This is a genomic window from Streptosporangium sp. NPDC002607, from assembly GCF_053592655.1.
Window position 1 is genome coordinate 76764 of sequence record NZ_JBSFWD010000041.1, and the last position, 14292, is coordinate 91055.

A 14292-nucleotide genomic window follows, 5' to 3' on the forward strand; every position below is an offset into this window, starting at 1 on the left:
GATACCTCCCCATCACCGAGATTACTGCCCGTAGAACAGCCTTCCGGGCGCCTCGACGAGGATCCGGTGGCGATCTTCCGGGGTGGGCGCCCAATCGGCCAGCAGATTCAGCAACTCGCCGGTGTCGCGTTGGCCGTCGGGCAGGTGCGGCCAGTCCGAGCCCCACAGCAGCCGGTCGGGGTGGGCCTCGACCAGCGCGCGGGCCAGCGGCTCGACGGCCGACAGCGGCCCGTCTTTGGCCAGCCGGTACGGTCCCGACAGCTTGAGATGGCAGTACCCGCCCGCGAGCAGCGGCAGCAGCCCGTCGAGGTCCATCCCGTACCCCATGTGGTCGATGACGAAGGGGTGCTCGAACTCGGCGAGGAAGGGCAGGAGATCCCGCACGACCGCGCCCGGCGTGTAGAACTGCAGGTGCCAGCCGCGCGGCCGGGCGCGCTGGGCCATCGCGCGGATGTAGGCGATGAGCTCGTCGGTGCGCCACGACGCGCGGGCGAACAGGTCGAGCCTGATCGCCCGTACCCCCGCCTCGTGGAAGCGGTCGAGCTCCGCGTCGCTCACGGAGTCCTCGATCCGGACCACGCCGCGGCAGCGCGGGCCCACCTTGCGCAGCACGTCGAGCAGCAGGCTGTTGTCGGTGCCGTAGAAGGTCGGCTGCACCAGCACCATCCGCTCGATGCCGAGCCAGTCGGTCAGGCGAAGGTACTGGTCGAGTGTGCCGTCGGGAAAGGTGTAGAGCGGGTCGGGAACATGTGCGTAGCCGGGCTCGAACACGTGGAAATGGGCGTCACAGCTCAGCGGTGGCATCGTGAAACCCGGCCGGGTGTTGCTCGTCGTGGCCCGCATGGGCGTGGTCCGAAGGGTCATGACGCATCCTTCGCGGCAGAGCTGATGGCCTGGAAGAGCAGGGCGGAGTCCATCCCGGTGATTCGGAGTGGGCAGACACCGGCGAGCCCGGCCGCGGGCATGCCGCCGACCGCCAGTAACCTGCCGTGCGTACGGCAGGCCGCGGCCGCGGTGGCGATCGCGTCGAGCACTCGCGGATCGTCGTAGGCGCCGGGCATGCCGAGCTCCGCGGTGAGATCGTTGACACCGATCGCGAGCATGTCCACGCCGTCCACCTGCGCGATGTGGTCGGCGTTGGCGATCCCCGCCGGGGTCTCGATGAGGATCTGCACCACGGCCGCGGCGTCGAGCGCCGGGTTCAGCTCCCTGGCGGGCACCGGACGCATACCGTACTGAGGCACCTGGGCGGTCTGCGAGCGTTGCCCGCGCGGCGGGAACCGGCAGGCGCGGGCGATCCGCCGTGCCTCGTCCGCCGTCTCGACCCGCGGGGCGACGATGCCGTGGGCGCCACCGTCCAGGAGCCGGCCGATCATGCCGTATTCGCGCTCCGGCACTCGCACCAGCGGCGTCATTCCCAGACTGTCGGCGGCCGAGCAGAGCTGCGCGGCCACATCGGTGGACATGGTGGAGTGTTCCAGGTCGACCAGGACGGCGTGGTGGCCGGTCGCGTGTGCCATCCGCACGACCTCGGAGGTACGGCTGCCGCGGATGCCGAGCATGAGCGTCGGCAGCCCTTGCCGCAACCGGTCCAGGAAGGCGCTCACGGGGCACCGCCCAGGAAGAGCGCGCCCATCTCCGGGTCGTCGAGAATCGTCCGGGCGGAGTCCGCCATGAGCACGCGGCCGCTCTCCATGACGACGCCGTGGCCGGCGATCCCGAGCCCGAAGCGCACGTTCTGTTCCACGATGAGCACGGTGATGCCGCTGTCGCGCATGGCGTTCACGGCATCTCCCACCAGACCGAGCGAGCGCGGGTCGAGCCCCAGAGACGGCTCGTCGAGCAGCACCATCGCCGGTTCCAGCATGAGCGCCCTGGCGAACTCGACGGTTCGCCGCTGCCCGCCGGACAGGTTCCCCGCCGGCTCGCCGCTCCGCTCAGCGATGATCGGGAAGCGCTCGGCGAGCCGGGCGAAGCGCCCCTGCAGATACGTCTTCTCGCGGCGGCGCAGGTAGCCGCCGAGAAGTACGTTCTCCGCGACGGTCATCGCGGGGAACAGGCCGTTCTTCTGCGGCACCTGCACGATCCCCGCCTTGATCAGCTCGGCGGGGTGCCCTCCGGCGATGTCGCGGCCGTCGAAGCGGATCGCGCCGAGACGCGGCGCGAGCTGGCCGCTGATGGTCCGCAGCACGGTGGACTTGCCCGCGCCGTTGGGGCCGACGATGCAGGTCACCGAGCCGGGGAGGACCTCCAGGTCCAGCCCCTGCAGCACGTCGCCGCCGCCGTACCCGGCGAAGACACCGGTCATCGAGATCATTGGCTCGCTCCCGTCAGGTAGGCGTCCAGCACCAGCGGATCGCTCCGCACCTCCTGCGGCGTGCCGGAGGCGATGCGGCGGCCGCCTGCCAGGACGTGGACCGTGTCGCAGAGCCCGAGCACAAAGGGCATGTTGTGCTCGACGATCAGGAAGGTGGTCCCGGTCCGGTTGAGTTCGCGGATCAGGGCGCCCATCTGCTCGATCTGCGTCGGGTTGATGCCGCCCGCCGGTTCGTCGAGCAGCACCAGGCGGGGCTGGAGCAGGAGGATCTGGATCAGTTCGACGAGCTTCTGCTGGCCGTAGGAGAGCTCGCCGGCGGGCAGGTCACGATAGTCGCCGAGCCCGACGAGATCGAGGAGCTCAGTGCCCCTGGTGGCCTGGACACCGGTGATCGCCGGAGCCGCCCAGGACCCGTTGGATCCGGCGACGACGTTCCGCAGCACCGACAACCGGGGGAACAGCCGGGTGATCTGGTGGGTACGGCCCAGCCCCGCCTGGCTGCGTGCCCACCGGCTCGCGGCGTCGATCCGCCGGCCGTCGAGCAGGATCGTGCCGCTGTCCGGCTTCATCGCGCCGTCGACAAGGTTGAACAGCGTGGTCTTGCCGGATCCGTTCGGCCCGATCAACCCGGTGATCGAGCCGGGCTCGACGGTGAGGTCCAGGCCGTCGAGGACGGTGAGCCCGCCGAAGCGTTTGCGAATGCCGTGCACCTCCAATCGCCCCCCGTCGCCGACCGCGAGCCAGGACGGGACGGCGGCGAGGGCCAGGCGTTTGCCCACGGCGGCCGGTCGCTTTCTGGCCAGCGCCTGCTGTACCCCGGGAATGATGCCCTTGGGCAGGAAGAGCAGGATGGCCAGGAGCAGCCCACCGAAGACGACCAGCCGCCAGGCGCCCGCGGTCGGACCGGTGAACAGCTGGTTGGTCAGCTGGGAGAACGGCTCCAGCAGGAAGGCGCCCAGCACGGGGCCCCACAGCGTGCCCGAGCCACCGAGCAGGGCGGCGAGCACGATCATGATGCTGGTGACGATGCTGAACATGGCTCTGGAGTCAAGGAAGCCCAGGTAGTAGCCATAGAAGCCGCCCGCCACGCCGATGGGCACGCTGCTGGCCACGAAGGCGGCGAGCTTGGTCGCCGAGGTGTTGACGCCGATGCCCGCGGCCTTCTCCTCGTCCTCGCGGATGGCCGTCAGCCCGAGGCCGAAGCGTGCGGAGGCGATCGCCTTCGACATCACCAGCGTCAGGATCAGCAGGCCGAGCAGGGCGTAGTAGAAGGGCCAGAGGGCGTAGTCCCTACTCCAGGTCGGCGTGGGAAGGATCATGCCGTCGTTGCCGTTCGTGACCCACGTCCAGTTCAGCGCCACGATGCCGAGCAGGTAGAGCATCGCGAACGTGATCATGATGAACGCGTTACCTCGTGCCCGGAAGGTCACCAGGCCGAGGACGGCGGCGAGCGCCCCCGCCGCGAGGCCGCCCAGGGGGGCGGCCAGAAGCGGGGAGATCGACCACGCGTTGGCCGCGATGGCGGTCGTGTAGGCGCCGACGCCGAGGAAGGCGCTCTGCCCGAGGGAGATGTAGCCGGTGTAGCCACCCATGATGTTCCAGGAACTGGCCATGATCGCCAGGAGGAAGATCAGGATGAGCATGTTCAGGTAGTAGGCGTCGCCCCACAGCACGGGCAGCGCGAGAAGGGCGCCGCCGGCCGCGATGATCAGGATCCTCATGCGCTGACCACATCCTGTCGAACTCGAACGCCGAAGATCCCCTGCGGGCGCAGCAGGAGGGTCAGCACGATGACGGCGAAGGGCATGGCAGTGGCCCACGAGGGCGACCCGTAGGTGGCCGTCAGTGTCTCGGCCACGCCGAGGACCAGGGCGCCGATCAGCGCGCCGCCGAGGCTGCCCATGCCGCCGAGCACCACGATGGCGAGCCCCAGGCCGATCCACTGCTCCCCGGAGTCCGGGGTGAAGGGAGACAGGACCGCGAGGATCGAGCCCGCCGCGCCGGTCAGCGCGACGCCGAGGGCGAAGGCGGCGACGTTGACCCGCTCCACCCGGATGCCGACGAGTTCGGCGCCCTGCGGGTTGGCCGTGGCCGCGCGTACGGCTCTGCCCAGCCACGTGTGGTTGAGCACCACGTACAGCGCGGCCAGCAGGGCCAGCGCGCACGCGGAGCCGTACACCTGGGCCGTGGGGAAGACCAGGTCGCCGAGCCGGATGGACGTGCGGGCGTAGGAGGTGGCGACGGTGTGCGGTTCATGGCCCCAGATGAGGATGGTGATTCCCTCCAGGATCATGGCGAGCGCGAGCGTGGAGAGGATGATCGTGCCCTCACCGCCGCGCTCGGCCCGCTGGATGACGAGCTTGTGGATGAGCCAGCCCAGGCCGAACAGCACAGTGCCGGTGACGGGGATCGTCGCGAAGGGGTCGAGGCCCGTCGCCGTGCAGATGCTGTAGGTGAGGAATGCCCCGGCGATGAGGATCGCGCCGTGGGTCAGGTTGACGATGTGCATGACGCCGAAGATCAGCGTCAGGCCACTGCTGGCCAGGGCGTATACGCCGCCGACGAGTAGGCCGAAGAGCAACGCCTGCATCAGGTCGCCCAGCTCGGCTTGGCGGCGATCACGGAGGTGACGGTCGCGGCCGAGGCCGGGGCGACGACCTCCAGCTTGCCGCGCTGCCACTGCATCAGCAGCAGGCTGCCGTCGGGAACGCCGCGCTCGTCCCACTTCAGCGGGCCGACGATGGTGTCGACCGTGTTGGCGTGCAGCCAGGCGGCGATCGCATCCTGGTCGAGCTTGCCGGCGGCTTGGACGCCGGCTTGAAGCACTTGCGCCGCGGTGTAGGAGTTGGCGGCGTCCTCGCTCGGTTCCTGCTTGAACTGCTTGCGGTAATCCGCGACGAACTCGGCGTTGCCCGGATACTTCGAGGCCGGATGCCAACTGCCGGCGGTGAAGACGGCCTCGGTGTTCGTGGCGCCGATGGCCTGCGGGTAGGTGTTGACGCTGGAGGGCGCCCTGGTCTGGTAGAGGATCGACGGGGTGAAGCCGATCCGCTGCAGGGCCTGGACCACGGCCACGCCGTCGACCTCCAGCGCGCCGTGCACCAGCAGGGCGGGGTTGGCCTGCCGGATCGCGTTGGCGATCGCGTCGAAGTTCTTGGTGTCCGGCGGGTACTTCTGCCCGTAGACGGTCTTGATGCCGAGCCCTTCAAAGGCCTTCTGGAGGTTCTGGACGGGCACGTCGGTGCTGGGGTCGTCCTGGTACAGGTAGGCCGCGGTGGCGGGCCGCTCCTTCAGTCCCTCCACGTAGGCGGCGAACGGCCGATGCGCGGTGTCGGTCGTGCCCGGCTGGCTGAAGAACAGCCTGGTGTGGCCGCGCGAGAAGATCTCCGCCGCACCACCCGACGGTTCGATGTAGAGCATGCGGTTGCGGTCGGCGACGGTCGAAGCCGGCAGGTTCAGGAACGAGGAGAACGTGCCGATCAGCAGGTCCACCCGATCCTGGGTGATCAGCCGGTTGTAGTTGGAGACCACGGTGTTCTGGTCGAAGCCGTCGTCCAGGATGACGAACTCCACCTTGCGGCCCAGAAGCCCGCCACGCGCGTTGATCTGGCTCTGCCAGACCTGGTAGCCCTTGTAGCCGGGGTCGGCGACGTCCGCGGCCGGGCCGGTGAGCGGCAACGATGCGCCGATCTTGAGTGAGTTCGAGGAGGAGGAGCCTGACGCACCGCATGCGGTGGTCAGCGACAGCAGTGATGCGCCGATGAGGAACGAGCGCCGGTCAATGGTCATGGTTCGCTCTCAGAGGTCGGTCAGCCCAGGCACCACTACCTGGGTGGGATCGTCGCCCGCCGCCGCCAGGGAGGCGGCGGCGAAGTCGGTGACGCAGCTGGACAGCAGCTGCCTCGGGTCCTCCAGCACGATGCGGAGCCTGGTCACAAGCGCACGCATGTCGTCGGCCGAGTGGATGGCGGGCATCTCGCTCACCTCGGCGACGCCGGGGTCGGTGACGTCGGGGAGCGTGAGGCGGCCAGGGGCGTAGCGCGGATAGCCGTCGAACATCACGTCGCCGAGTTCGACGGTGGCCCTGGTGCCGCACCAGAGGGTGCGCAGGTCCTCCTCCAGCGCGATCACCTGGGTGAGGTCGCCGTCGGCAGGGGAGGGGAAGGTGGGCGCGTGCGGGGCCACGTACACGCGATCCAACGGAAGGCGGCCGCGCGAGGCGGCGAGGATCATCGTGGCCACGCTGCTGGTGTTCCAGGTGACGCCCGCGGTCGGACGACCCTGCCTGCCCGCGATCACCACCATGGCCCGCTCCCAGGCCAGGTCCTGCTCGGTGAACCAGCGCGTGATGCGGAAGCTGATGTCGAGGCTGACCAGGAAGAACGTGGCCACCATCATTGAGTTGATGCCGTTGTCGAGGTAGTCGCGGCGGAGCGTCTCGGGAGTGAGATACTCCTCGTCGTCCAGCGCGGCCGTGAGGTAGCGGGCGGTCACCGCGCACGCGTGGTCGACCATGTCGGCGATCTCACGTTCCCTGCCCCGGTAGGCCTCGACCGCGATCCGGTCCCGCCACAGTTCGGTGCTGTTGGCGGCTCGGGTGGCCTTGACCTCGGTCAGCAGGCGCTCGGCGGCCTTCCGCCAGGACTCCTCGCCCAGGTCGCGGAGCCTGACCAGCGAAGCCACGGCGGGACCCAGGTGGGAGATCGCCGTCAGCTCCTTGAAGCCCCTGCTCGAGAGCCGGAACCCTTCGACCGTGGGTGGCCTGCCGTCTCCCGGGTAGAGCGCGAGGTCGGTGGCCGTCGCGGCGATCAGCGGGTTGTTGCGCGCGCGATCGGTGACCGCGCGACCCAGCCTCCTGCCGATGCTGTCCGGATCGGCTGTGTAGGTGGTGAACAGTCGGATGAACTCCTTGGTCACTGGTGCTCCTGCTCGATGAAGCGGTAGATGACGCTCTCGGTGGCGAACCGCACGTCGGCACTGAGCCCGTTGGAGACCGCCACGAGTGGCCCCCGGTCGTCGGTGAAGACGGCGACGTCCGTGCCGCCGCTGGTGGGGAACTCCTCGACGACGCGCAGCCCACCGTCCTGCCAGTGGTAGAGCTGGGAACTCAGCGCGGTCGTCGGCGCGGCGGGGGTGCCGTGAATGAAGTTGACCCGCAGCACGTACAGGCCGCCCCTGCCGTGCAGGACCGCGAACTCGCGGGTGCCGAGCCCGTCCAGCACGGCGTGCTCCACGAACGACTCACCATCCCAGCGCAGTAGCCGCGACGGGCTGAGGATGCAGCCGACGAGTAGATACTCCTCGCCGTCGGCGCTGAAGGAGGCGAAAGCCCGGCCGTGCTGATCGGCCAGCTTCTGGTGTACGGCGAAGCGCGCTCCGTCCCAGCGGTACAGGACGGACGGAGCGAGGTGGTCGGCGTGGGCGAGGAAGTCGTGCCCCGCCACCCGGAAGGCGTGCCAGTTGTAGCCCTGCTCGGAGGCGATCTCCTGGAACGGTTCGAAGGCCCGGCCATCCCATCGGTAGATCCGCGACGGCCGGCTCCCAGACAGCGGAAGCCCCTGTGCCAGGGCCAGGAAGTGCTGATCGGCCAGCGTGAAGTGCCGCCACTGCTTGGCCGCGAAGCCGGGCACGCTCTGGAAAGGGACGAAGCGCGCGCCGTCCCATTCGTACAGCTGGGAGTCCACGCCGAACTCATAGGGGCCTTGGCCGCGGCGGATGCTCGCGGTCGCCAGGAACGCCCGCCGGCCGATCCGGAAGAACTCCGCGTCCTCACCGCCCGGCACCCGAAGGCTCTGGAAGGGCTCGAAACCTTCGGTTGTACGGCGGAGCACCCGCAGCTCGGTGTCGCTGTCGCCACCGTTCATGCCGGGTGGTTGCCCGGGCACATCGACGGCCAGCTGCGGGATGGCCAGCAGTGAGAGGCCGTCAACCTGGAAGAGCTCCACCGCCCGGGCACCTGAGGTGCGGATGCGACACGACTCCACGAGATACATGTGATCCTCCTCACAGCGAATGTGAATTCGGATTCATCATGCAGGCATCGGCTGGGGTTGACAACCCATGCTCAAGGGGTGAATTTGAATTCATCTTCATCTTGAGAGGGGATCAGTGTGCACCTAGGCCTGAAAGCGCGTCCGGGACGCGTAGTCGCCTTGTCGGCGGCAGCATCGGCCTGCCTCGGCGTTCTCGTCGCTCCGGCGGAGGCAAGCGGAGCCGACGAGCGCGTGCGCTCCGTGAGGTCCGACGGCTACACCACCTACTCCGATGTGGCCTACGCATCCGGAGGCAACCAGCAGGTCCTGGACCTGTACGTACCGAAGGGCGCCCGGTGGGCGCCTGTGATCGTCTACATCCACGGCGGTGGCTGGTCCGCCGGAGACAAGAGCGAGCTGCAGCGGATCCCTGAGTGGACATCACTGCTCTCGCAGGGATTTGCTGTTGCTTCCGTCAACTACACCCTGAGCACGAGCGCCAAGTTCCCGCAGCAGATCCACGAGGTGAAGGCCGCGATCCGGTATCTGCGCGCCAACAGCTTCCGCTACGGCCTCAACGGCCGGATCGGCCTGTGGGGCGGATCTGCGGGTGGGCAGCTTGCCGCCCTGGCGGGCACGAGTTGTGGGGTTTCCGCGCTGGAAGGCAATGTGGGTGGACGCGGCCCCTCCAGCTGTGTTCAGGCGGTGGCGGATCTTTCGGGGCCCGCCGATTTGTCAGCGCTGGCTGACAACCCGCTCCTGGCGGGAGCGGTGGCCACCTACCTTGGCTGTCCGGACGGCGTGCAGTCGTGTTCTCCTGCTCTGCTGAGGCAGGCCAACCCCATCACCCATCTGGCTTCCGGGCGGCGGCCCCCGCCGTTCCTCATCGGGCACGGTGACACCGATACCGTGATCCCCATCGGGCAAAGCCGGCTGCTGTTCTCCGCGCTCAAGGAGGCCTGCGGAAGCGTCCGCTTCTTCACCTTGCACGGGCAGGACCATTTCTTCCCCTTCACCGGCGGCCTGTCGGAGCCCTTCCCGGCCAGGACCGTGCAGACTTCGAAACGCTGTGGTGAGCCCGTGACCAGCACTGAGCCTCCACTGAGCTTCAGCACGCTGGCGTCGTTCTTCCGCGCTCATCTCGGCTGACGAGCTCATGCGGGCGGTCCGGGGTCCGGACCCGCAGGCAGTTGCGCCGGAGACGGACATGGCCCACGCCCCTGCGACCGGGGTCGCAGGGGCAGACCCGGGGCTGAGATCTTCCACTGTAACCTGGATGGCTAGGTCAGCGAGGTCAGGGCACTGTCAAGCGCCAGAACACGGTCGGGCCGGTACTCGACCTGCCGCTCCCGGCTCGGTCTCCACGTTACGAGGGGAAGCCCACACCCCTCAGACACCAACTTGGAGACAGTGCCGTCGGCGGCTCTGGACTACTTCGGAACGGGTGGGTCACAGACTTCGAGGAGCAAAGTGGTGAATCGGAAGCCTATTCCCATGCCGATAACGAGAATCTTCTCCCCCCCTTGGAGTTGTCCACCGCGGAGAAGGTGATCGATACCGAGGAGCGCGTCAGAGGGACCGACGTGGCCGGTTTCTCGTAAGAACTCCCACGTGGTACGGCTCTGCGCGATACCCAGGGGTTCCAGGATCAGAGCGGAGAGCTGCGCGAGGCCGACCCCGGTCACTGCGACCTTCGCCACCTCCGACAACTCGACTCCCGACTCCTCCAGCACCTGCTTCACTGTTTTTATGCCGGCATCTCGGATGATGGGAAGGTAGGGCCCGAGACTGGTCTTCTGGGCCAGCATGATATTCCCGTTGTCCAAATCTCCCCGGACCGCGACGAGCGATTCGAGCTCAGACGCGGAGGTGTGAGAACTGGATATCAGCCGGGCATACCCACCCTCGCGTGACAGAACCGCCGCGGCGGAACCGTCCGAAAGGAAGACGCCCAGCGATTCCTGCCATCGCCCCAACCTACCCGCATGGTAGCGACCGGCCGCGGTGACCATCGCGGCGTTGGCGGAAGGGTCGGATCTCAGCAAGCTCGCCGCGACGACGAGGCCTGTCGCTCCCCCGTTGCTCGCCGCTCCCAGTTCGAATGCCAGCGCCTCGGGCACGCCGAGAACCCGTTGCACGTGACAGACAGGCGCGAAATGTTCCTGATCATCCAAACAGGCGTAGACGAGCGACGCGATGTCATCGGCGTTGCATCCCGAATTCTTCATCGCGTCAACTGCCGCCATCCCCGCCATCTCCGCTGCCGAGTGGTCCCGCGAAATGGTGAGGGACGCCCAGTCGGACAGCTTGAGGCTGGTCGGATTCGCGCTGATGGAGCTGCCGCTCAGCACGTCCTCGACGTTCATCCGGGGCGGCAGGAATCTCCCTGTGCCGGAGATGAAGATGCTATCCCAGAGCAATGTTCCCACCTGTTTCATTGGCTGTGCTCCGCGCCAGATCCATCAGCCAGTTACTCACGGTCAGGCCGATGAGCGCGGAGTGTTCTTCGAGTACGTCGGTATCGGCGGGAACGGTCGCCACCTTCGGAGCTTCCGCGGACGCGATCGGGAACCGCGAGGAAGAGCGTGCGTGACCTGGCCGGACGAGGAGGATCGGGGTTTCGATCTTCGTGGGTTCCCAGCGGTGGAAGAGTTCGCTGTACCACGCGGTTGCGGTGAGTCGCTCGTCGGAAGGGACATCGGGCCCCTCCTTGCCTGCCATTCTCCACAGAAGGAGGGAAAGTTCGTCGCGGTGTCCGTTCGCCGCGTTCCCAGGGGGATCGATCAGCACGACACCCGCGAGCGGCGAGTTCAGCTGTTCCAGTGCCAGTGCTGTCGCGCACACCGGAAGACACGTCAGCGAGTTGCCGACCAGTACGACCGGCTTCCCGTGAAGGGACTCCGGAAGTGCCCTGATCACGCTCTCGGCCATGACCGCCACGTTCGCGGGAAGATCTCCGCTGGAGAACCCAGGCAGGGTGATCGCGGAGACGTCGCGAATTCCTTCGAGTGCTCTCGCGAATTTGAGATATTCGGACTCACCCGATGAGAGGCACACCAGCGCCGGTTGCACGGGCCCCTGGGACAGCGAAGTTGAGGGCAGCGGTCGCGCCACAGCGGAGAGGTCGTCGAATGACGGACGCAGCTGCGACGCGGTCAGCAGTAGATCAGCCCCTTGCTCAGGCTTGTCGATTGATATCGCCTGCCTGAGAAGTGAGAGGATCGGGCCGGCGTCCTTGCCGCTGTCGTCTGGGCAGAGCTCCCGGTGAATGTAGGCGGCGAGGGCCTGCGAGGTCGGATAGTCGTAAATGAGGGTGGCTGGAAGCTCCAGGCCGATGACCCGCTTGAGGTGCTTACGAAGTTCGAGAGCGGTCAGCGAGTCCAGGCCGAGATCCTTGAAGGAGTGTTCGAGCGGTATTCCGTCGGAGTCACTGTGGCCGAGCACGGTTGCGACGGTGGTCTGGACGACGCTCAGGAGGTGGTGGCGCTGCCGTTCCGGGGGTAGTTCCGCCAGTTGCACCGCCAACACGTCGCCGGATCCGGAGGAGACGACAGGGTTTTGGCGGATGCGCGCGACTTCCGGGATCTCATCGAACAGGGAGCACGGACGATAGGCGGTGTAGAGCGGGTAGAAGTTACCCCAATCGAAGCTGGCGATGACAGCGGTCGGCCGGTCCTCGGTCAGCACTTGCTCGAGCGCGACCAGAGCCCGCTGCGTCTGCATTCTTCTCAGGCCGTGATGAGGGAAGGTGTGGTCCCTGCCTTCCCAGATCCCCCACGCGATCGAGTGGGCCGGAAGACCTTGGGCACGACGCTGATGTGCGAGGTAATCCAGGAAGGCGTTCGCCGCCGCGTAACTCGCGAACCCCTTTCCTCCCAGGATGACGGCCGTGGACGAAAACAGGATGAACTCTGAGAGGTCAAGGGATTTCGTCAGCTCATGGAGGTTCAGCGCACCGTCGACCTTCGCCCGCAGAGCGTTCTCCAGTCGTTCTTCTGTGAGGTCGGACAGCATGGCGTCGTCGAACGTACCGGCCATGTGAATGACTGTCCGCAGCGGCTGGCTGGGGTGAATATCGGCGAGCACCCCCGCCAGAGCGGAACGATCCGCGATGTCGCAGGCGACGATCCGGATCTCGGCGCCCAGAGCACGCACTTCATCGACCAACCGTGAGGCGCCCGGCGCTTCTGGCCCACTGCGGCTCAGCAGAAGCAGGTGTCTGGCGCCATTGTGCACGATCCGCTTGGCGAGAGATTTTCCTACTTCTCCGGTACCACCCGTGATGAGCACCGTTCCGTCGGAAGGCCACGCATAGGAGGAGGATCGGGGCACAGCACTACGACTGAGCCGGCGACGCAGCAGTCCTCTCGGCCGGACAGCGAATTGATCGTCGACACCGCCACCGAGTGCCTGGCAGATATGTGTCCCGACCTCATCTCCGACGTGCTCTACCAGGTCGATCAGCCCTCCCCAGCCGTGCGGATTCTCCTGGCGTGCCACAAGGTGCAGGCCCCAGGAGAGGGCGTGGATCGGATCGTCCAGCGGTTCGTCAGGATCGGTGACCACCGCGTTCCGAGTCAGGACCCACAGGGGGACGTCGATCCCCTCCAGGGCCTGGGCGAGTTTGAGATTGCCGATCACACCTGTCGGCAGATGGGGGAACACCGGATGAGAGTGCCGGTCCAGGGCGAGCCAGGAGACGACGCCCGCCAAGGCGGATGACCTACCTCCGCCAGATCGGTCGTTGGTGCCTGAATCCGCGCTCGACGGCGAGAGTGATCTGACCATGTCGTGAACGTGTCGAGTCAGGTCCTCCCGGGAGAGGGTGTCGGCGACCACGAGGGTGACGACCTTCGCCCCCTGCTCGGTCATTGCGCTGGAAGTCGCCGATACTTGGCCCATATCGGCTTGTTCGGGCGTTGTGACGACCAGCCAGGTACCGGACAGTCGCGGCACTTCTCGATCCAGCCGCCGCCACGTGAGCTGGTAATGCCAATCCCCCGTGCCCGCACGATCCTTTCTCCCAAGACGCCAGTCCCCGAGGTCCTTGAGCAGGGGCCTCAGGGAGGCGATCCGCTCGTCATCGACGATGTTCAACAGAGAGGCCACCTCTCCCGGATCGTCGTTCTCTACGGCGCGCCAGAATTCGAGATCGTACGATGGGACGTCGGTTCTTCTCTCCGTCGGGGTGAGCCAGTAACTCTGGTGCTGGAAGGGATACGTCGGCAACTCCGGCCGACCGGTGACCGGTGGAGCGGGATAGAGCGCGTCCCAGTCCGGGCTCAGACCATGGGCATGCAACGTCGCCAACGCCGTGGCCAGCGCCACCACCTCGGGACGGTCCTTGCGCAGGCTTCCCACCGCGATCGCGGGCACCTCATGGGCCTCAACCCGAGCCCCGAACGCCGGAACCAGGATCGGGTGCGGACTGACCTCGACGAACACACGGTGATCCTGATCGAGCAGGCTCTCCACCGTCTCGTGCAAACGCACACTGTTGCGCAGGTTGCGATACCAGTAATCGCCGTCCAGACCGGTGGTGTCCAACGGCCGCCCGGTGACCTGGCCCTCGACGCCCTCGACGGTGGAATGGAACGCCACCTCACCCGGCTGCGGCTCAATACCCGCCAAAGCCTCCAGAATCGTCTCGCGCAACGGCTCGACCAACGGGGAATGCGAGGCGTAATCCACCTCCACCGCCCGGGCCCGCACCCCCTCGGCCTCACACAAGGCGAGGAACTCCTCCACCGCCTCGGCCGTACCCGAAACGGTCGTGTTCTGCGGGCCGTTGACCGTCGCCACCCACAACCGGCCCCGCCAACGCTCCAACCACCCCACCACCGTGGCCTCATCGGCCCACACCGACGCCATCGCCCCCGACCCCGCCAACCCCGCCAACACCCTGCTCCGCAACGCCACCACCAACGCCGCATCCTCCAACGACAACGCACCCGCCACACACGCCGCCGCGATCTCCCCCTGCGAATGCCCCACCACCGCATC

The 14292-nt window shown here is 67.4% G+C and carries 11 protein-coding genes; 1 reads left to right on the forward strand and 10 read right to left on the reverse strand.

All coding sequences use genetic code 11. The features are described from left to right. Positions 1–21: 21 nt before the first annotated feature. Genes ACWD3H_RS34985 through ACWD3H_RS35020 form a run of 8 tightly spaced genes read right to left on the reverse strand, consistent with a single transcriptional unit; the run spans position 22 to position 8310 of the window. Positions 22–864: an amidohydrolase family protein gene (locus ACWD3H_RS34985; RefSeq protein WP_451958038.1), complete on the reverse strand. Its 843-nt coding sequence runs from the start codon at positions 862–864 to the stop codon at positions 22–24. Then, a complete protein-coding gene (locus ACWD3H_RS34990) occupies positions 861–1607 on the reverse strand; it encodes an HpcH/HpaI aldolase family protein (protein WP_350928405.1) in 747 nt (248 codons plus the stop codon). The genes ACWD3H_RS34985 and ACWD3H_RS34990 overlap by 4 nt, the downstream gene beginning before the upstream one ends. Beyond that, on the reverse strand, positions 1604–2317 hold the full coding sequence (locus ACWD3H_RS34995) for an ABC transporter ATP-binding protein (RefSeq protein ID WP_451958039.1): 714 nt from the start codon (positions 2315–2317) through the stop codon (positions 1604–1606). The genes ACWD3H_RS34990 and ACWD3H_RS34995 overlap by 4 nt, the downstream gene beginning before the upstream one ends. Further along, entirely contained in the window at positions 2314–4038 is a 1725-nt protein-coding gene (locus ACWD3H_RS35000) for a branched-chain amino acid ABC transporter ATP-binding protein/permease (protein WP_451958040.1), read from the reverse strand. The genes ACWD3H_RS34995 and ACWD3H_RS35000 overlap by 4 nt, the downstream gene beginning before the upstream one ends. Then, entirely contained in the window at positions 4035–4907 is an 873-nt protein-coding gene (locus tag ACWD3H_RS35005) for a branched-chain amino acid ABC transporter permease (RefSeq protein ID WP_350928399.1), read from the reverse strand. Before ACWD3H_RS35005 ends, ACWD3H_RS35000 begins: the two co-directional genes overlap by 4 nt. Then, positions 4907–6106, reverse strand: a complete 1200-nt coding sequence (locus ACWD3H_RS35010; protein ID WP_451958041.1) for an amino acid ABC transporter substrate-binding protein — start codon at positions 6104–6106, stop codon at positions 4907–4909. Before ACWD3H_RS35010 ends, ACWD3H_RS35005 begins: the two co-directional genes overlap by 1 nt. Before the next feature lie 9 nt (positions 6107–6115). After that, positions 6116–7234 (reverse strand): DUF5624 domain-containing protein, encoded by a 1119-nt coding sequence (locus ACWD3H_RS35015; RefSeq protein ID WP_451958042.1) that lies wholly within the window; start codon positions 7232–7234, stop codon positions 6116–6118. Then, a complete protein-coding gene (locus tag ACWD3H_RS35020) occupies positions 7231–8310 on the reverse strand; it encodes a hypothetical protein (RefSeq protein ID WP_451958043.1) in 1080 nt (359 codons plus the stop codon). Before ACWD3H_RS35020 ends, ACWD3H_RS35015 begins: the two co-directional genes overlap by 4 nt. Positions 8311–8427: 117 nt before the next feature. Here ACWD3H_RS35020 and ACWD3H_RS35025 point away from each other — a divergent pair, with 117 nt between their 5' ends. Continuing rightward, entirely contained in the window at positions 8428–9438 is a 1011-nt protein-coding gene (locus tag ACWD3H_RS35025) for an alpha/beta hydrolase fold domain-containing protein (protein WP_451958044.1), read from the forward strand. A 281-nt stretch (positions 9439–9719) separates the two neighbouring features. On the opposite strand, the gene ACWD3H_RS35030 is transcribed toward ACWD3H_RS35025, so the two are convergent. Together ACWD3H_RS35030 and ACWD3H_RS35035 are read right to left on the reverse strand one after the other, a co-directional pair. Next, a complete protein-coding gene (locus tag ACWD3H_RS35030; protein ID WP_451958045.1) occupies positions 9720–10727 on the reverse strand; it encodes a ketoacyl-ACP synthase III family protein in 1008 nt (335 codons plus the stop codon). Then, complete coding sequence (locus tag ACWD3H_RS35035) at positions 10696–14286, reverse strand: SDR family NAD(P)-dependent oxidoreductase (protein ID WP_451958046.1); 3591 nt, start codon at positions 14284–14286, stop codon at positions 10696–10698. Before ACWD3H_RS35035 ends, ACWD3H_RS35030 begins: the two co-directional genes overlap by 32 nt. Positions 14287–14292: the final 6 nt, after the last annotated feature.

Excerpts from the sequence above, each read along its gene's own strand:
- ACWD3H_RS34985 (WP_451958038.1), bottom strand. The coding sequence starts at position 864 with ATGACCCTTCGGACCACGCCCATGCGGGCCACGACGAGCAACACCCGG.
- ACWD3H_RS34995 (WP_451958039.1), bottom strand. The coding sequence starts at position 2,317 with ATGATCTCGATGACCGGTGTCTTCGCCGGGTACGGCGGCGGCGACGTG.
- ACWD3H_RS35000 (WP_451958040.1), bottom strand. The coding sequence starts at position 4,038 with ATGAGGATCCTGATCATCGCGGCCGGCGGCGCCCTTCTCGCGCTGCCC.
- ACWD3H_RS35005 (WP_350928399.1), bottom strand. The coding sequence starts at position 4,907 with ATGCAGGCGTTGCTCTTCGGCCTACTCGTCGGCGGCGTATACGCCCTG.
- ACWD3H_RS35010 (WP_451958041.1), bottom strand. The coding sequence starts at position 6,106 with ATGACCATTGACCGGCGCTCGTTCCTCATCGGCGCATCACTGCTGTCG.
- ACWD3H_RS35020 (WP_451958043.1), bottom strand. The coding sequence starts at position 8,310 with ATGTATCTCGTGGAGTCGTGTCGCATCCGCACCTCAGGTGCCCGGGCG.
- ACWD3H_RS35030 (WP_451958045.1), bottom strand. The coding sequence starts at position 10,727 with ATGAAACAGGTGGGAACATTGCTCTGGGATAGCATCTTCATCTCCGGC.